General features: G+C 65.1%; 17 protein-coding genes. 11 read left to right on the top strand and 6 right to left on the bottom strand.

Annotated elements, in window-relative coordinates; translation table 11 throughout:
- Window positions 1-32: 32 nt before the first annotated feature.
- From ASD73_RS09515 to ASD73_RS09530, 4 genes are read right to left on the bottom strand one after another with little or no spacing between them, the layout of a single operon-like run.
- The gene (locus tag ASD73_RS09515) at window positions 33-1,280 is read right to left on the bottom strand and encodes an SAM-dependent methyltransferase (protein ID WP_056373432.1); all 1,248 of its coding nucleotides are present in this window, start codon (window positions 1,278-1,280) and stop codon (window positions 33-35) included.
- A gap of 42 nt (window positions 1,281-1,322) precedes the next feature.
- Complete coding sequence (locus tag ASD73_RS09520; protein ID WP_056371793.1) at window positions 1,323-2,102, bottom strand: molybdopterin-dependent oxidoreductase; 780 nt, start codon at window positions 2,100-2,102, stop codon at window positions 1,323-1,325.
- On the bottom strand, window positions 2,099-2,947 hold the full coding sequence (locus ASD73_RS09525) for a cytochrome b/b6 domain-containing protein (RefSeq protein WP_056373434.1): 849 nt from the start codon (window positions 2,945-2,947) through the stop codon (window positions 2,099-2,101). Before ASD73_RS09525 ends, ASD73_RS09520 begins: the two co-directional genes overlap by 4 nt.
- Before the next feature lie 30 nt (window positions 2,948-2,977).
- Window positions 2,978-4,684, bottom strand: coding sequence for a class I adenylate-forming enzyme family protein (locus tag ASD73_RS09530; protein WP_056371795.1), 1,707 nt, complete (start codon window positions 4,682-4,684; stop codon window positions 2,978-2,980).
- Window positions 4,685-4,761: 77 nt separating this feature from the next.
- Between ASD73_RS09530 and lgt the strand changes: the two genes are divergently transcribed.
- The 6 genes from lgt (at window position 4,762) to ASD73_RS09560 (ending at window position 10,771) form a co-directional block, all read left to right on the top strand.
- The gene (lgt, locus tag ASD73_RS09535) at window positions 4,762-5,637 is read left to right on the top strand and encodes a prolipoprotein diacylglyceryl transferase (RefSeq protein ID WP_056371797.1); all 876 of its coding nucleotides are present in this window, start codon (window positions 4,762-4,764) and stop codon (window positions 5,635-5,637) included.
- A gap of 52 nt (window positions 5,638-5,689) precedes the next feature.
- Window positions 5,690-6,694 carry a class I SAM-dependent methyltransferase gene (locus ASD73_RS09540; protein WP_235534279.1) on the top strand — a complete coding sequence of 335 codons (1,005 nt, stop codon included), beginning with the start codon at window positions 5,690-5,692 and terminating at the stop codon, window positions 6,692-6,694.
- Window positions 6,691-7,209 (top strand): GNAT family N-acetyltransferase, encoded by a 519-nt coding sequence (locus ASD73_RS09545; protein WP_056371802.1) that lies wholly within the window; start codon window positions 6,691-6,693, stop codon window positions 7,207-7,209. Before ASD73_RS09540 ends, ASD73_RS09545 begins: the two co-directional genes overlap by 4 nt.
- Entirely contained in the window at window positions 7,206-7,973 is a 768-nt protein-coding gene (gene pgeF / locus ASD73_RS09550; RefSeq protein WP_056371804.1) for a peptidoglycan editing factor PgeF, read from the top strand. Before ASD73_RS09545 ends, pgeF begins: the two co-directional genes overlap by 4 nt.
- 7 nt (window positions 7,974-7,980) lie before the next feature.
- Entirely contained in the window at window positions 7,981-9,390 is a 1,410-nt protein-coding gene (locus ASD73_RS09555) for an SLC13 family permease (protein ID WP_056371806.1), read from the top strand.
- 88 nt (window positions 9,391-9,478) lie between these two features.
- On the top strand, window positions 9,479-10,771 hold the full coding sequence (locus ASD73_RS09560; protein ID WP_056371807.1) for a cystathionine gamma-synthase family protein: 1,293 nt from the start codon (window positions 9,479-9,481) through the stop codon (window positions 10,769-10,771).
- Here ASD73_RS09560 and ASD73_RS09565 read toward each other — a convergent pair.
- On the bottom strand, window positions 10,768-11,493 hold the full coding sequence (locus tag ASD73_RS09565) for an HAD family hydrolase (protein WP_200934921.1): 726 nt from the start codon (window positions 11,491-11,493) through the stop codon (window positions 10,768-10,770). The genes ASD73_RS09560 and ASD73_RS09565 overlap by 4 nt on opposite strands.
- A 101-nt stretch (window positions 11,494-11,594) precedes the next feature.
- Here ASD73_RS09565 and ASD73_RS09570 point away from each other — a divergent pair, with 101 nt between their 5' ends.
- The 5 genes from ASD73_RS09570 (at window position 11,595) to ASD73_RS09590 (ending at window position 15,586) form a co-directional block, all read left to right on the top strand.
- Entirely contained in the window at window positions 11,595-12,701 is a 1,107-nt protein-coding gene (locus ASD73_RS09570; protein ID WP_056371808.1) for an ABC transporter permease, read from the top strand.
- Window positions 12,701-13,555 (top strand): ABC transporter ATP-binding protein, encoded by an 855-nt coding sequence (locus tag ASD73_RS09575; protein ID WP_235534280.1) that lies wholly within the window; start codon window positions 12,701-12,703, stop codon window positions 13,553-13,555. The genes ASD73_RS09570 and ASD73_RS09575 overlap by 1 nt, the downstream gene beginning before the upstream one ends.
- 9 nt (window positions 13,556-13,564) lie before the next feature.
- Window positions 13,565-14,506: an MlaD family protein gene (locus ASD73_RS09580; protein WP_056371809.1), complete on the top strand. Its 942-nt coding sequence runs from the start codon at window positions 13,565-13,567 to the stop codon at window positions 14,504-14,506.
- A 14-nt stretch (window positions 14,507-14,520) separates the two neighbouring features.
- Entirely contained in the window at window positions 14,521-15,129 is a 609-nt protein-coding gene (locus ASD73_RS09585) for an ABC-type transport auxiliary lipoprotein family protein (protein ID WP_056371810.1), read from the top strand.
- 136 nt (window positions 15,130-15,265) lie between these two features.
- Window positions 15,266-15,586 (top strand): DMT family transporter, encoded by a 321-nt coding sequence (locus ASD73_RS09590; RefSeq protein WP_056371811.1) that lies wholly within the window; start codon window positions 15,266-15,268, stop codon window positions 15,584-15,586.
- A gap of 181 nt (window positions 15,587-15,767) precedes the next feature.
- Here the strand turns inward: ASD73_RS09590 and pepN are convergent, their stop codons facing one another.
- The gene (pepN, locus tag ASD73_RS09595; RefSeq protein ID WP_056371813.1) at window positions 15,768-18,359 is read right to left on the bottom strand and encodes an aminopeptidase N; all 2,592 of its coding nucleotides are present in this window, start codon (window positions 18,357-18,359) and stop codon (window positions 15,768-15,770) included.
- Window positions 18,360-18,363: the final 4 nt, after the last annotated feature.

Consider the following 18,363-nt stretch of genomic DNA (forward strand, 5'->3'; position numbering starts at 1 on the left):
GCCGGACGGAACCACGAACGCTATGATCGTGGTCACACGCCGCGTGCGCCGAAATCCCGCTCGGCCGCCGCGATATAATCGCGCGTCAATGGCAGCGCGTGGCGGCTGCGCGCGAACTGGATCTGATAATTGCCCATCCCGCCGCTTTCGAAGGCCGACGTCGCGCCCGCGAGGTAGAAGGTCCACATGCGGAAGAAGCGCTCGCCCATCATCGCGACGATTTCGGCCTCGTGTGCGAGCGTCCGCGCATACCATTGGCGCAGCGTCAGCGCGTAATGCAGGCGCAATGTCTCGATATCGGTGGCGATCAGCCGGCTCTTCTCGCTCGCCGCCAGCGTCTCGCTGAGCGCGGGAATATAGCCGCCGGGGAAGATATATTTGCGCGTGAAGGCGTCGGTCGCCCCCGGCCTGCCGAAGCGCCCGATCGTGTGGAGCAGCATCACCCCGTCGGCAGTCATCAGGTTCGCGGCGGCGCGAAAGAAGGTATCGAAATTGGGCGCGCCGACATGTTCGAACATGCCGACCGAAACGATGCGGTCGAACCGCCCCGCCTCGCGCGCCGCAAGGTCGCGATAATCGATCAGTTCGAATTTGACGCGGTCGGCGATGCCCGCCGCTTCGGCGCGCTGGCGGGCGAGCGCGAACTGCTCCTCCGATAGCGTGATCCCGAGCACCTCGACCTGCTCGAGCTTCGCCAGCGTGATCGCCATCCCGCCCCAGCCGCAACCGATGTCGAGCACGCGTTGCCCCGGTTTGAGCGCGAGCTTGGCGGCAATATGCGCCTTCTTCGCGGTCTGCGCTTCCTCCAGCGTCATGTCCGGCCGTGGCCAATAAGCGCAGCTGTACTGCATGTCGTCGTCGAGAAAGAGGCGGTAGAGGTCGTTGCCGATGTCATAGTGATGCTTGACGTTGGCGCGTGACCGGCGCTGGCGGTTGATCGAGCCGAGCCGCGTCTTCACCCAGTCGGCGCGCCGGCCGAGCCACGTCTTGTCCTTGAGCGCCGCGCCGCGATCCCATGGCGTGTTCATGCGGATCAGACCGATGAGGTCCATGATATCGCCGCCCTCGATCCGCATGTCGCCGTCCATAAAGGATTCGGCGGCGCCAAGCCGCGGGTCGAGGATGATGCGACGCATCCCGGCGCGCGTCGCGAAGCGAAGGACGAGTTCGGGAAATCCCGGTGTCGGCGTGCCGAAATGCTCCTCGGCGCCATCGGGTGCAATGACGGTCAGCCGCCCCTGACGCACCACGCGGGAAAGAAACGGAGCTAGGATCGACATGTCTGCAACGCCAAAAACCTCCATCGCGTCAAATGGTTGCCGTCAGATCCCGGCATACCATTCATAATCGATCCGGTCTTCCCAATAGCCGCCCTTGCCCGCGCCGATTTGATCGAGGCTGGCGACCGCCTCGATCGCATTCACATATTTGGCGTGCTTGTAGCCGAGCTGGCGCTCAATGCGCAGGCGCAGCGGTGCGCCGTTCGCGATCGGCAATATCTTGTCGTTGAGTGCCCACGCCATGATCGTCTGCGGATGCAGTGCGTCGACCATATCGCAGCTTTCATAATAGAGCGCATCGCCGAGCCGGTCGGCGCAGCGGAACACGATATAGCGCGCGCGGTCCTTCACGCCGGCAGCGGCGAGAATATCGCTCAGTTGCGGGCCGGTCCATTGTCCGATCGCGCTCCACCCCTCGACGCAGTCGTGGCGCGTGATCTGCGTGCGCTGCGGCATCGCACGAATGTCGGCCAGCGACAGCGACAGCGGCCGCGCGACGAGCCCGGTCACCTTGACGCGCCAGTCGGCAAAGCCGCTCGCCGCATGCGCGGCATAGGCGGCCCCCGCGGGCAGGCGCGTGCCGTTGGGGCGGAAATAGGGCGAAAGGTCGGCGCGGCTGAACTCGCGCGCGAGCGCATTGCGGTCGATCAGCGCCCGCTGGCTGGCAAGGTTCATTTCCTCGCCCATCGACAAAATCTTGCGCACCGCGGGCGCGTCGTTAATTGCATCGCATCCGGCGAGCAAAGGCAGCGCCCCTGCTGCGGCGACGAGGCCACCGGCGCGCGCGATGAGCTGGCGCCGTGGCAGCATGACCTCGCTCATGCGCCCTCCTCCCGCTCGGGCGGCAGGCGAAACCAGCCGGTGACCATCGAGCGCACTTCATTGATCGGCCCCGCCAGCAGCACCATCGCGATATGCACGAGGAAGAAGGCGACGAGCGCCCAGGCGGTGATGAAATGGATCGAGCGCGCCGACTGGCGCCCGCCAAAGACGTCGAGCAGCCACGGCCACGCCGCGTTCATGCCGGGCGACATCGTAAGGCCGGTCGCGATCATCAGCGGCAACGCCACGAAGATCACGCCGATGTAACTGAGCTTTTGCAGAATACCGTAACGCGCCGCCGCCTCACCGCGTGGAAAACGCAGCCGCGCATGCGCCTTCACATCGTGCCAGATATGGCGCGGCGACCATTCGGCGCGGCGTATGTGCAGATCCTTGCGCAAATGTCCGCCGATCAGCGTCCAAAGCATGTAGAGCGTCAGCCCGGTCGACAGCAGCCACGCGAACAGCAGATGCCAGCGCCGCCCGTCGGCGAGACTGTAGCTCGTCGGGATCGTCGCCCAGCCCGGAAAGGCCCAGGTTTTTTCCGCGCCTTGCGCATCGGTCCAGCGGCCGAGCACGCCCGTCGTGTTGATCCGCCAGTCGCCGACGCGCAAATAGCCGCTGTCGGGCGTCGAGCCAATCACCAGCCAGGCGCGGTCGAAATTCGCGCCATATTCGCCCCAATAGAGCCGCGGATGCGCGTTGAAGATCATCAGCCCGCTCATCAACAGAATGAGCAGGGTGACGGCATTCACCCAATGCCAGATGCGCGCCGGCAGCCGGTGGCGATAGACGCGCACCGGTGCCGGCTGGGGGGGAGCGACGGGAGTTTCAGCCTCGGCCATGATCCCGGTTCGCTCCATTACCCCGTCCGGTTACGCGACGGCCTTCGCTGCATATTCCTCGCGATAGTGGCTCCGCAAGCTGACCTTGTCGATCTTTTCGCTGCCGAGCTTGGGCAATGCATCGTTCGACATCCAGATCTGGCACGGCACCTTGTACGGCGCGAGCCGCCCGCCGAGGAAGGCGACCAGGTCGTCGGCGGTCACGCTGCTGCCGGGCTTCATCCAGACGACCGCGCCGACGCACTCGCCCAGCCGCTCGTCAGGCAGGCCGAAGACTGCGCATTCATTGACTTCGGCATGTTCGTAGATTGCCGCCTCGACCTCCTGACAGCTGATATTCTCGCCGCCGCGGATGATGATGTCCTTCTTGCGGTCGACGATGAACAGATAGCCGTCCTCGTCGAGATAGCCGAGGTCGCCCGAACGGAAATAGCCATTTTCGAAGAAGGCGGCCTTGGTCGCCGCCTCATTGTTCCAATAGCCTTCGAAATTGCACACCGAGCGGATGCAGACCTCGCCGACACCGCCCTCTGCGACCGGCTCGCCATTGTCGTCGAGGATTGCGAGATCGACGAGCGGCTTCGACGCGGGGCCGGTCGACATCGGCTTGGCGACGTAATTTTCGTTGATGATGCCGCAGCCGACCGCGTTGGTTTCGGTGAGGCCGTAGCCGAGCAACGGTTTCGCCTCGCCCATCTCCGACGCGAGGCGCCGGACATGTTCGGGCGGACGCGGCGCGCCGCCGCCGGCGTAGCTTTTGCACGTCGACAGGTCGTAGTTCTTGCGGTTCGGGCTGACGAGAATCTCGTAGCTCATCAGCGGGACGCCGACGAAATAATTGCATTTCTCGTCCTGGATCAGCCGCATCGCCTCGTCGGCGTTCCACTTGGGCATCAGCACCAGCTTGCGGCCCAATGCGAAGCTTTGCAGGAAGACCGGGATTTCGGCGGTGACGTGGAACAAGGGCGTGCAGATCAAGGTCGCGGGCTGGATGTCCGACATCTGGCCGTCTTCGGTCAGCAGATGCACGATGCTCGCGGTCTGCGTGACATAGTTGAAGATCGCCTGCACCACCGCTTCGTGGCGCGAATAGGCGCCCTTCGACTGCCCCGTCGAACCTGAGGTGAAGAGGATCGTCGCGAGATCCTGTCCGGTCAGCGTCGGAAGCACGGTCGCCGCGCTGCCGCCCGCGCCGGTGATCGGCGCGATCGCCAGATCGATCGGCTGGGTCAGGTCGAGCGTGATCACCTTTGCACCATGCTCGACTTCTTCGAGCCGCGCCGCGCGCTGGACGTCGGCGATAACTAGTTTGGCCTCGCTGTCGAGAATGCCGGCCGCGAGTTCGCCGCCCTGCCACCAGCCGTTGAGCAAGGTCGCACAGCCGCCCGCCATCAAAATGCCGATATAGGAAACGCACCATGCATTGGCGTTGCGCATCGCGAGCCCGACGCGGTCGCCGCGCTGGACGCCATGGCCTTCGACCAGCCCCGCCGCCACTTGCCGCGCCGCCACATAGACCTGCTTGAACGACATCCGCTCATCGCCTTCGACGAGGAAGGTCGCATCGCCATGCTGCGCAGCAAAAAACGCAACATAGTCGGCAAGGTTGGTCGGCGCGTTGGAGATGAAGGGAAGCTGGTGGCCGAAGCGTTCGACGGTCCCGAGCTGGATCGGTCCGCCCGGACCGGTGATCAGATTATAGGCGGCTTCCAGGCGCAAATCGAGCGCAGATGGCATCTTCTATCTCTCCTCTTGGTCTCGCTCGCCTAACCCCTTATGGGGAGGCCTCTCCTGGGGAAGGACAGCGCGACGATATGTTTCTTTTTGCAACCTTAGCCGAAGCAACGCAATATGTGAACTTCCACGATCTGATGGGTGAAAACTCGGAGATCGCGTTCAGCGTCTTCGGCCTGCCGATCCGGTGGTATGCGCTCGCCTATCTCGCCGGCATATTCGTCGGTTACTGGTATCTCTTGAAGCTGATCGCGCAGCCCGGTGCCCCGATGGCGCGGCGGCACGCCGACGACATGATCTTCTATGCGATGCTCGGGATCATCCTCGGCGGCCGGCTCGGCTATGTGCTCTTTTACAACCTCGGCAATTATCTCGAAAAGCCGCTCGAAATCTTCAAATTGTGGGACGGCGGCATGTCGCTGCACGGCGGAGTAATCGGCGTGCTGATCGCGATCTGGTATGTGACGAAGAAGGAAAAGCTCAGTTTCCTGCGCTTCTGCGACTATGTCGCGTGCGTCGTGCCCTTCGGGCTCTTCTTCGGCCGCCTTGCCAATTTCGTGAACGGCGAGCTGTGGGGCCGCGCGACGACCGTTCCCTGGGCGATCATCTTTCCGGGCAGCGGCACGATGGACCCGCGCCACCCGAGCCAGCTTTACGAAGCGGGCCTCGAAGGGATCGTGATGATGGCGATCCTCGCCTTCTTCTTCTGGCGCACCGATGCGCGTTACAAGCCCGGCTTTCTGTTCGGCATGGCGGCGATCATCTATGGTCTCAGCCGCTTTGCGGTCGAGTTCGTGCGCGAACCCGATGTCCAGCTCGGCACCCTGTCGTGGGGCCTCACGATGGGCCAGACGCTAACCGTGCCGATGCTGCTGATCGGTTTCTGGCTCGTCGCCACCGCGAAGGGCCGCCGCAAGCGGATCGAGCCGGTGGCCGGACTCGACAGCGTTGCGTGACGGGCCTCCGAGTCCCGAGCAGCTGATAAGCGAAATCGCGGCGGCGCGGGCGATGACCGTCGCCGATTTCATGGCTGCGGCGAACGGCCATTATTATGCGACGCGCGATCCGCTCGGCGCTGCGGGCGATTTCACGACCGCGCCCGAAATCAGCCAGATGTTCGGCGAGATGATCGGCGTCTGGATCGCCGACCTCTGGTCGCGTGCGGGCAGCCCGGCGTTTCGCTATGTCGAGCTAGGTCCTGGCCGCGGGACTCTCGCCGTCGACGCGCTGCGCACCATGGCGCGTTTTGGATGCACGCCGGCCGGCATCGATCTGGTCGAGACGAGCCCGACGCTGCGTGCGGCGCAGCATACGCGCCTGCCCGCGGCCGAGCATCGTGACGAAGTCGACGCCCTGCCCGATGACGCGCCGCTGATCGTCGTCGCGAACGAATTTTTCGACGCGCTGCCGATCCATCAATATGTCCGCGTCGCCGATGGCTGGCGCGAGCGCATGGTCGAACGCCGTGACGGCCTGCTGGCGCCGGTCGCAGGCGAGATTCCGGCCGACGACGCCGTACCCGCGTCGCTGCGCGGTCATCCCGAAGGCACGATTGTCGAAACCGCGCCGGTCTCGGCGGCGATCATGCAGCGCTGCGCCTTTCGCCTCGCGCGGCAGGGCGGCGCGATGCTCGTCATCGATTATGGCTATGCCGGACCCGCTGCGGGCGACACGTTGCAGGCGGTCAAAGCGCACCGGTTCGTCGATCCCTTCGCCGATCCGGGCGAAGTCGACCTGACCGCGCATGTCGATTTCGCCGCGCTCGCCGAAGCTGCTCATGGCGCGGGCGTGTTCGTCAGCCCGCTCGCAACGCAGGGTGACTGGCTGCGACGGCTCGGCATCGACGCGCGGTTGCAATCGCTCGCCGCCGCCGCACCGACCCGCGCCGATGAATTGAAGGGCCAGCGCGACCGCCTCGTCGACGCGCAGGCGATGGGCGATTTGTTCAAGGTGATGGCCTTCACCGCACCGGGCTGGTCCGCGCCAGCAGGATTCACAGGAGACGCCGTATGACCGCCATCCAATTGGCAAAGGCCGGAGATGCGGAGGCGATCGCCGCCTTCGCCAATGGATCGTTCACGCACACTTTCGGCACCATCTATGACCCCGCCGACCTCGCGACCTTCCTCGCCGAGTGGAATCCGCCGGACCGCGTTCGCGCGCAGATCGCGAGCGATGACCATGACATCGCGCTGGTCCGCAGCGAAGCGGGGGCGATCCTCGGCTATATCAAGATGGGCCCGGTCGATTTCGAGCTGCCCGAAGATCAACCGACGGGTGACGCCGTCGAGCTGCACCAGCTCTATGTCGCCGAAGCCGCGAAGGGGACGGGCGTCGCCGTCGCACTGATGGAATGGGGCATCGCCTGGGCGCGCGAACGCGCGTCGATCCTCTACCTCACCGTCTTCACCGAGAATGACCGTGCGCAAGCCTTTTACCGCCGCTACGGTTTTTACGACGTCGGCCGCAACGCGTTTCGCGTCGGCAACCATATCGACGAGGATCGCTTTTTCAGGCTCGACCTGTGACGGCGCCTTTCGTCACCGCCGCGCCGCTGGACGGCGTCGCGCACGGCTTCTTCGGCCGCTGCGGTGGGGTATCGACGGGCGAACTCGCCTCGCTCAACTGCGGCCTCGGTTCGGGCGACGATCCGGCGCTAATCGCCGAGAACCGACGGCGCGTGGCGGCAGCGACCCTTCCCGGCGCCATGCTTACCGGACTCTATCAGGTGCATGGCAATCGCTGCGTGATCGTCGATGGCGAAACCGACCTCGCCGCGCGGCCCGAGGCCGATGCACTCGCGACGCGCACGCCCGACATATTGCTCGGTATATTGACCGCCGACTGCGTCCCCGTGCTGTTCGCCGACCGCGAGGCCGGGGTCGTCGGCGCGGCGCATGCGGGCTGGAAGGGCGCGATCGCCGGGGTCACCGACGCGACGCTGGACGCGATGGAAAGCCTCGGCGCCAACCGCGCCAAAATCGCCGTCGCGATCGGCCCGTGCATCGCGCGCGCCTCCTATGAGGTCGATGAAAATTTCGTGCAGCGCTTTGTCGCCGACGATCCCGCGAACGAGCGCTTTTTCGCCGCACGCAAGCCCGGCCATGCGATGTTCGATATTGCCGCCTATGTCGCAGCGCGGCTCGCTGCGGCGGGCGTGACGCGAATTGCCATCGGCGGACAGGACACCTATGCCTTGCCGCAAGATTATTTCAGCTATCGCCGCGCGTGCCATAAAGGGGAAAACACCTATGGCAGGCAATTGTCGGTGATCGGACTGGCGGGAGGATAAGGGGCCGATGACGCGCACTCGCTGGTTTGGGCTGATCGGCGGGCTCATCGTCTTTTGCACCATGCTCCTGTTGCCGGAACCGGCGGGAATGGAGGTGACCGCGTGGCGCGTCGCCGCGCTGACCGTGTTGATGGCGATCTGGTGGATGACCGAAGCGCTGCCGCTCACCGTCACCGCACTCATGCCCTTCCTCACCGTGCCCGCCTTCGGCGTGATGGATGCGAATGCGATCGCGAAGGAATATTATTCGCCGATCCTGTTCCTTATCCTCGGCGGCGCCTTTCTGGCGCTCGCAATCGAGCGCGTCGGACTGCACCGCCGCCTTGCGCTCGCGCTCCTCAAGCGCGCCGCACCCACCGCGACCGGCCTGCTCTTTGCCTTCATGACGGCGACCGCGCTGCTCAGCATGTTCATTTCGAACACCTCGACCGCGCTGATCATGATCCCGATTGCGCTCGCGGTTGTGCGCGCGGGCGGCGTGCAAGAGGGTGAGACCGCCGGTTTCGCAGGCGCGGTGATGATGGGTATCGCCTTCGCCGCCTCGCTCGGCGGGCTGGGCACGCTCGTCGGCAGCCCGACCAACGCGATTGCCGCGGGGCTTATTGAAAAGGCGCTCGGCCTGCGTATCTCGTTCCTCGACTGGGCGATCTACGGCGTGCCGATCGTGCTGCTCTCGGTCCCGATAGCCATGTGGATTCTCGCGCGCGTGCAGCGGCTTGCCGATCATCCGTTCGACGGCACCGCGGCGGCAGCGGCGCTCGGCAATCAGGCGATATGGTCGACCGCCGAGCGCCGCGTCGTCCCGATTTTCCTTGTCGTACTCGTCGCATGGATCGCGCAGCCCTGGCTCGAACCGATGCTGCCCAAGGGCGCACTGACCGACGGCACGATCGCCGTCGCGGGCAGCCTGTTGCTCTTCATTCTGCCCGACGGCACCGGCCGGCCCTTGCTGCTTTGGAAGGAAGCCGACCGCGCGCCATGGGGCGTCATCATGATGTTCGGCGGCGGCCTCGCGCTCGCCGCCGCGATCACCGCAAGCGGACTCGCCGCCTGGCTCGGCGCCGTGCTGGCACCGCTCGGCAGCGTGCCGACGATCGTTCTCGCCGCGACTATCGTCGCGCTCACCATCCTGATCACCGAATTCGCGAGCAACGTCGCGACCGCGAGCGGGATCATGCCCGTGCTCGCGGCGCTGATCGCGGCGACCGGCGTCGACCCGATTCTGCTGGCGCTTCCCGTTGCGATGGCGGCGAGCTGGGGTTTCATGCTGCCGTCGGGAACCGGCCCGAACGCGCTCGCCTGGGCGACGGGCCATATCGCGCTGCCGCGCATATTGAAGGCGGGGTTCGCGCTCGACATTATCGGCGTTCCGCTGCTGATCGGGGTAATCTGGGCCATCGCGGCGATAACGACGTAGCCAGTGCCGAGCTGGCCGACGCGCGCAATATAGTTTCAAACGAAACCTGCGTGCTATACAGGGCCCCAACACCTCAAGGAGCATCCCCATGGCCATGCGCAGCAAACCCAAGAACAGCACCAAGAAAATCGGCGATCGCGACCTCAGCCCCGCCACGCTGATGATGGGACTCGGCTATGACCCCGTGCTCTCCGAAGGCTCGCTGAAGCCGCCGATCTTCCTGACCTCGACCTTCGCCTTCGAAAGTGCGGCGGCGGGCAAGCGTTTCTTCGAACATATCACCGGCAAGCGCGAAGGACCCGCCGACGGCCTCGTCTATTCGCGCTTCAACGGCCCGAACCAGGAAATCCTCGAGGACCGCCTCGCGGTGTGGGACGGCGCCGACGACAGCCTCGTCTTTTCAAGCGGCATGTCGGCGATCGCGACCCTGCTCCTCGCGCTCGTCGGGCAGAATGACGTGATCGTCCACTCGGGCCCGCTTTACGCCGCGACCGAAACGCTGATCGCGCGCATCCTGTCGCGCTTCGGCGTCAGCTTCCTCGACTTCCCCGCGGGCGCGACGCGCGCGGAGATCGACGACATTCTGGCGCGCGCGCAGACTCTCGCCAATGAGAAGGGCGGCAAGGTCGCGCTCGTCTATCTCGAAAGCCCGGCGAACCCGACCAACGCGCTGGTCGATGTCGAAGCGGTGCGCGGTGCACGCGATGCCGCCTTCCCCGGCGAACAGCAGCCGCCGATCGCGATCGATAACACGTTCCTCGGCCCGCTGTGGCAGAAACCGATCCGCCAGGGCGCCGAACTCGTCGTCTATAGCCTCACCAAATATGCCGGCGGCCATTCGGACCTCGTCGCGGGCGGCGTCTCGGGCGACCAGCGGCTGCTCAATATCATCCGCCCGATGCGCAACACCATAGGCACGATCTGCGACCCCAACACCGCGTGGATGCTCCTGCGCAGCCTCGAAACGCTCGAACTGCGCATGAACCGCGCGGGCGAGAATGCGCTGAAGGTCTGCACCTTCCTTCGCGATCATCCGAAGGTGGAGGGCCTCGGCTATCTCGGCTTCATTCAGGACGCACGCCAGAAGGACATCTTCGACCGCCATTGCACCGGCGCCGGATCGACCTTCTCGCTGTTCATCAAGGGCGGCGAAGAAGAAAGCTTCCGTTTCCTCGATGCGCTGAAGATCGCCAAGCTTGCGGTCAGCCTTGGCGGCACCGAAACGCTCGCGAGCCATCCCGCGGCGATGACGCATCTCTCGGTGCCCATCGAGCGCAAGAAGGCGCTCGGCATCACCGACAATCTGGTGCGCGTATCGATCGGCATCGAGGACCCCGACGATCTGATCGCCGATTTCGCGCAGGCGCTCGACGCGGTTTAACGACCGCGCCGCGCGCGCCAGTCGACGACCTGCCAGCCCATTTGCGGAGCGAGCGATTTCAGCTTGCGCGACGGCGTCGTCGCGACCGCCTCGTCGGCAAAATGCAGCATCGGGTGGTCGGAGACATGGTCCGAATAGGCGCGGATATGCGCCCGGTCGCGGGTGATGTCGTTGGCGGCCATCCAGCCGTCGATCCGCGCGAACTTCGCCTCGCCATAGCAATTGTCGCCCGCGAGCCGCGCGTGGATATGGTCGGCGCCGTCGGGCTCGTCGAGCTGCGTCGCGAGCACATCGTCGATCCCCAGCCGCCGCGCGATCGCATCGACATAAAGGTGGAACGATGCGGTCGCGAGCAGCAGCCGATACCCCGCCTCGCGGTCGGCGGCGATCTGGTCGAGAGCGGCTGAGTGCAGCCCGCGCGCCACGACCTTGTCGGCATAACTTTCGGCGAGCGGCGCGATTTCGGTGCGGCGAAAGCGCTTGCCGACGAGCAGCCTGAGGTTGATCGCCTTCAGCCGCGAGCGGTCGATCAGGCGCAGCGAATAGGCCGCGCCGGCAAGCCCGACGAGCGGCAGCAGCAGCAGCCGCCATTGCTGACGCCGCTGCGCAACATGCATGAGGAAACCGCTGTAAGTCCCTGAACGCGTTATCGTGCGATCCATGTCGTACATCGCGACGCGGTGCGTATAGTTGGGGATCGGCGTGGCGAGCGGGTCTTCCATTACTCACCCATAGTGTGGCCCGGCATGGCGGCCAAGGCCCGGCAAGCCAAACCATGGATTCACTTGCCGTCACGGGGCAAATAAGACAATGTCCCCGCACGATGGTTGCCAGGGCGGATTTCGAACATAGCGACTGTGCCGATGGTGCCGAAGTTCGCTTCACTGGCCGTCTGACGCTCGCGCGTCTGGGTGACGTTCCTGCGCGGCTCGACGCACTCGGCCCGATCGCTACGCTTGATCTCTCGGCGCTCGAACGCATCGACACCGTCGGCGCCTGGATTGTGACGCGGACCGTCAATGAACATGGCGCGAAGGTCGTCGGCGCGAGCGAAGAGGCGCAGCGCCTGCTCGACGCGCTCGCCAGCGACAAGAGCGAATATCGCGTCCACCGCGACCGCCGCCCGGCGTGGGCGCGCATGCTTGAACAGGTCGGCACCGCCAGCGTCGCGATCTGGCACGAACTGCTGGGCATCGTGGGTTTCTTCGGTGCGATGATTGTAGCGCTGGGCACCCAGATTCGCGCGCGCCGCCGCCTCCGGTGGAATGCTGTCGTCACGCGCTTCCAGACCGTCGGCGTCGACGCCCTGCCGATCATCGGCCTGATGAGCTTCCTGATCGGGATCGTCATCGCACAGCAAGGCGCGGTGCAGCTCGAACAATTCGGGCTCGAGGTGTTCACGATCAACCTCGTCGGCCGCGCCTCGATCCGCGAGCTTGGCCTGCTGATGACCGCGATCATGGTTGCGGGCCGCTCGGGGTCGGCGTTCGCCGCACAGATCGGCACGATGAAGCTGACCGAAGAAATCGACGCGATGCGCACGATCGGCGTGTCGCCGATGGAAGCGATCGTGCTGCCGCGCGTCGCCGCGTCGACGATCACCATGCCCTTGCTCGGCTTTTACGCCAGCCTGTGCGCGATCGCGGGCGGCGGCGCCTTTGTCTGGATCGGGCTCGACATCCCGCCGCTGACCTATATCCAGCGGCTGCGCGAAATCATCCCGATGACCGATTTTTACATCATGCTGATCAAGGCGCCGGTGTTCGGCATATTGATCGGCGTCACCGGCTGTTACGAAGGCATGCAAGTGCGCCAGAATGCCGAGGAGGTCGGGCAGCGCACGACATCGGCGGTGGTTGCCGCAATCTTCCTCGTCATCGTCCTCGACGCGATGTTCGCCGTCTTTTTCTCTTCGCTGGGATGGAATTGATGAGCGAAGAGATCGAACAGGAGATCAAGGAAGAGCTTGCCGCAGCCGACGCGGTGCGCCCCGAAAAGTTCGAAACGGCGATCTGTATCCGCGGGCTCAAGAACCAGTTCGGCGATGCCGTGGTTCACGAGGATCTCGACCTCGACGTCCGTTCGGGCGAGATATTGGGCGTCGTCGGCGGATCGGGCACCGGAAAATCGGTGCTGATGCGCTCGATCATCGGGCTGCAGACGCCGACCGCGGGCGAAATCGAGGTTTATGGCAAGACGCTAGATACGATCGCCGACGAAGAGGAATCGCGCGATCTGCGCCGGCGCTGGGGCGTGATGTTCCAGGGCGGCGCGCTCTTCTCGACGCTGAGCGTGGCCGAGAATATCCAGGTCCCCTTGCGCGAATATTATCCGCGGCTCGACCAGAGGCTGCTCGACGAGATCGCCGCGTACAAAGTTGCGATGGTCGGCCTGCCCCCCGATGCCGGCCCGAAATATCCCGCCGAACTGTCGGGCGGGATGGTCAAGCGTGCCGGCCTCGCCCGCGCGCTGGCGCTCGACCCGGCGCTGCTGTTTCTCGACGAGCCGACCGCGGGGCTCGACCCGATTGGCGCAGCGAAGTTCGATGAGCTTATCCGCGAACTGGCCGACACGATGGGCCTCACCGTCTTCCTGATCACCCACGATCTCGATTCGCTTTATGCGACCTGCGACCGGGTTGCTGTATTAGCGGAAAAGAAGGTGATCGCGGTGGGCACAATCCCGGAACTGCTTGCCACCGAGCATCCGTGGATACAGGATTATTTCAACGGGCCACGCGGCCGTGCTGCGGCAAGCGGGAACCAAACCGCGAAGCCGCGATAGGAACAGCTGATGGAAACACGCTCAAACAACGTCCTCGTCGGCGCTTTTGTCCTCTTCTTTACTGCGGCGCTCGCCTTTTTCGTCGTCTGGCTGGCGAACGACAGCGGCGGCGACAAGCGCGAATATGACATCTTCTTCAAGCAATCGGTCGACGGGCTGAACAAGGGCGCGCAGGTGCAATTCTCCGGCGTTCCCGCGGGTCAGGTGCGCGAAATCGCCCTGTGGCCCGAGGATCCGCAATTCGTCCGCGTCCGGATCGAAGTCAATGAGGGCGTCCCCGTGCTACAAGGCACGACCGCCGCGCTCGAAGGCGTCGGCTTTACCGGTGTGTCGCAAATCTCGCTCGATGGCGCGGTCAAGGGCGCGCCGCCGATCGCCGACAAGGGACCCGCGGGCAAGCCCGTCATCCCGACGCGCGTTGGCGGCCTTGGCGAACTGCTCAACACTGCGCCGCAATTGCTCCAGCGCCTGTCGACGCTGAGCGAACGCCTCGCCGAGCTTGCCGACGACAAGAATCAGGAAAGCTTTGCCAAGATACTGGCCAATGTCGAGACGACCACAGCGACGCTCGCGCGCAACGGGCCGGCGATCGAACGCGCGCTCGCCGATACGCGCATCGCGATCCAGCAGGCGGGCAATGCCGCCGAACAGGTCGGCAACCTCGCGGCGTCGGCGCAGGGCACGATCGACCGCAACGTCGACCCCGCAATGGCGAACCTGCGTGATACGCTGAAATCCGCCAACGCATCGATGGCGACGCTGGAAGGCGCAATCAGCGACGCGCGGCCGGGCCTCAAGACCTTCAGCGAAACGACCATTCCCGAAGCCAATGCGCTGATCCGCGATCTGCGCCGTACCTCCGCCTCGCTGTCCAGCCTGACCGACAAGCTCGACCAGCAGGGCGCCGGCGCGGTCATCGGCGGCAGCAAGCTGCCCGATTATAAAGAATGAGGATTAGAGCCCCCATGCCCATTTCCCTCCATTGCCTCCGCGCCCCGCTGCTCGTCATTGTTGCCGCTGTCTCACTGTCGGGCTGCATCGGCCTTGGCGGCAAGACCCCGCCCTTCCTCCTCTCGCTCGACGCCGACGCGGCGCCGACCGCGGGCGGTGCGCGTACCGCGGCCGAAGCCGCGACGCTGACGATCCTGATCCCGACCGCGCCGCAAAAGCTGCGCACGACGCGTATCCCGGTGCAGCAGGACGGATCGAGCGTCACCTATGTCAAGGACGCGCAATGGGTCGAGGCACCCTCGCGCCTGTTCCAGCGCCTGGTGTCCGAAACCGTGTCGGCGCGCACGTCGCGCGTCGTGCTCGACGAGGGGCAGTATCTGACGGCGCCGGGCGAACAGCTCGCGGGGCAGCTTATGGAATTCGGCGTCGACGCCGCGACCAACGAGGTCGTCGTCGTCTATCAGGCGATGCTGGTGTCGGCGGGCGGCAAGACGGTAACGCAGCGCCGCTTCGAAGCGCGCGAGGCGATCGGCGGCAAGGTGGAAGCCAAGCCCGTCGGCGAGGCGCTGACCCGCGCCGCGAACAAGGTCGCGGTCGAGGTTACGGGCTGGCTGGGCGGCTAGATCCGCCTCCCCATTGCCATTTCGTGCCGCTGCGCCTAGAGGGCGCCGCATCACATCGCCTGTATCTGCTCAGCCTCTTCCGGGTTTCCGGCTGCGCCCTTTCCTTTCGAGCCCGCTGACTCGAAAGGACTATGCCATGGCGTGGGTCATCCTCGCGATCGCCGTTGTTACCGAAATCATCTGGGCGCTTAGCCTGAAATGGGCTGCGACGCTCGGGACCTGGCAGGCATCGGCCGTTCCCGTCTCGCTCAGCTTTTTGAACATGGCGCTGCTGGCGTTCGCGATGCGCGGGATCTCGGCCGGGACCGCCTATGCGATCTGGACCGGCCTCGGCGCGATCGGGGTAATCATCGGCGGCATATTCTGGTTCGGCGAGAAGGTGAACGCGGTCCAGATCGGCTTCATGGCGCTGATCGTCATCGGCGTCGCCGGGACCAAGCTGTTTTCGACGGCCTGACGAAGGCCGTGAGGGCGGCTTTCGATCGGTTGCCGACTCCAACACTCTCGTCATCCCGGACTTGATCCGGGATCCCGCTTTTTAAGGCATTGGCAGGCTTCCACCTCAAGCGGGACCCCGGATCAAGTCCGGGGTGACGAAGGGAAAGGAAGCATCGACGGCTCCCCACCCCAATCCGCCTTCACCCCAGCAGACTCTTCGACGCCTGTTCGGTCACGTCGCGCGACAGGCCGGGCTGCGCGAGGATGCGTTCAAGCTCAGCCTTTATCAGCGCCTGCCGCCCCTCGTCGAACCGTTTCCAACGGCCGAGCGGCGGGATCATCTTCGCCGACGTCTGCGGGTTCTTCGGGTCGAGCGCGATGACGAGGTCGGCGATCAGTTTGTACCCCGCACCGTCGGCCTGATGGAATGCCGCCTGGTTGCCCGTCAGCGCGCCATAAAGCGAGCGCACGCGATTGGGGTTCGCGAGCGTGAAGTCGGGGTGCTGCGCCAGCGCCTTCACCGCATCGACGGTGTCGGCTCGCAGCGACCACGCCTGCACCTGAAACCATTTGTCGAGCACGAGCGGATTGTCGCGATAGCGTTGATAGAAGATGTCGAGCGCATGGGCGCGTTCGTCGCTGTCGCCATGCGCAAGCGTCGCGAGCGCCGCCTGCCGTTCGGTCATGCCGTCGGCGTCGGAGAAGATGCGGAACGCGAGCGCCGGGGCATCGTCGATCCCCGTCGCGGCGAGATAGGCGAGCGCGACGCCGCGCAGGCGGCGGCCGCCCTTGGCCTTGCTCGACAGATCGGTCGCGGGCGGCGCGCTGCCCGCAAGGATCGCGCGCCACTCATTTTCAAGCGCGGTCCCAATCGCCGCCTGCAATGCAAGCCGCTCGCGGCGGATCGCATCGGGATCGACCGTGACCATCTGGTCGCCGATAAAGGCTTCGCTCGGTAGCAGCACCGCCTCGGCGACGAAGGCAGGGTCGCTTGCCGCGCCGGCGAGCGTCTGGCCGACCGCGTCGATCACCGCCTGATGATCGCCCGTCTTGCCCGATACCGCGGCAACGAGCGTATCGAGCATCAGTTGCTGCAACGCTTCGTAGCGCGCGAACGGATCGTCGTCGTGCGCGGCGAGCCACGCGAGTTCGCCGGGGCCGCGCTCGAAATCGACGATGATCGGCGCCGAAAAGCCGCGATTGACCGACAGCGCCGGGCGCGCCGCGAAGGTGCCGAGCGCGATACGCTGCGTCGCGCCGGTCACGGTGACGAGCGTGTCGGCGAGCGCGTCGCCGCTGCCGTCCATCGCAAAGGCCGCGAGGCGGAGCGGCATCATCATCGGCTGCTTTTCGGGCTGGCCGGGCGTCGGGGGCACTGTCTGCACGATGTCGAGCGACCAGTGACCGCCCTCTTCGGCCAGCGACAGCTTGAGCCGCGGCGTTCCCGCCTGTTCGTACCAGCGGCGGAATTGCGCAAGGTCGATGCCCGCACCTTCCTCGATCGCCTTGACGAAATCCTCGCACGTTGCGGCCTCGCCGTCGTGTCGGTCGAAATAGAGGTCGGTACCTTTGCGGAAACGTTCGGGGCCGACCATCGTCGCCATCATACGGATGATTTCGGCGCCCTTGTTATAAATGGTCGCAGTGTAGAAGTTCGAGATTTCCTGGAAACTGTCAGGACGGATCGGGTGCGCGAGCGGCCCCGCATCCTCGGGGAATTGCGCGGCGCGGAGCAGGCGGACATCCTCGATGCGCTTGACCGGCGGCGATCCCATGTCGGCGGAAAAGCTCTGGTCGCGAAAGACGGTGAAACCTTCCTTCAACGAGAGCTGGAACCAGTCGCGGCAGGTGACGCGGTTGCCCGACCAATTGTGGAAATATTCGTGCGCGACGACGCCCTCGACCCCGTCATAATCGACGTCGGTCGCGGTATCCGGATCGGCGAGGATGTAGCGGGTGTTGAAGATGTTGAGGCCCTTGTTCTCCATCGCCCCCATGTTGAAGTCGCTGACCGCGACGATGTTGAACAGGTCGAGGTCATATTCGCGGCCATAGACCTCCTCATCCCATTTCATGCTGTCCTTCAGCGCCTGCATCGCATGGCCAGTGCGTTCCACGTCGCCGTCGCGGACCCAGATGCCAAGCTCGACCTCGCGCCCCGACATCGTCGTGAAGCTGTCCTTGTTAACGACAAGGTCGCCAGCAACGAGCGCGAAGAGATAGGAGGGTTTCGGCCACGGGTCTTCCCACTGCGCCCAATGATCGCCTCCCTCTTCGCCCTGATCGACGCAATTGCCGTTCGACAGCAGGATCGGGAACGCCGCCTTGTCGCCCTGCATCCGGACCTTGTAACGGCTGAGCACGTCAGGGCGGTCGGGGTGGAAGGTGATGCGGCGGAAGCCTTCCGCCTCGCACTGGGTGCAGAGCAGCCCGCCCGAGGCATAGAGGCCAGAGAGCTGGGTGTTCGATGCGGGGTCGATCACCGTGTCGACCTCGACTGTCGCCGCGGTGCGTTCGCCGAGATCGACGATCAGATCGCTGCCGTCCATCCGCCAGTCGTTCCACACCTCGCCGTCGACGCGCACCGCCGCCGGGGTCAGCCCGTCACCGCGCAGCGTGAGCGGCACCGGCGCATCGGCCTGCCGCACGACCGACAGCGCCGCGCCGACCTTCGTCGCGTCGATCCCGAGTGCGAAATCGAGCGTGATGTCGGGGACCTGCCATTCCGGCGCGCGATAGTCGCTGCGATGTATGGTGACGGGGATGGCGGGGGCTGAGGAGGCGTCGGTCATGATA

It is taken from the genome of Sphingopyxis sp. Root154 (assembly GCF_001427105.1).
GTDB lineage: Bacteria > Pseudomonadota > Alphaproteobacteria > Sphingomonadales > Sphingomonadaceae > Sphingopyxis.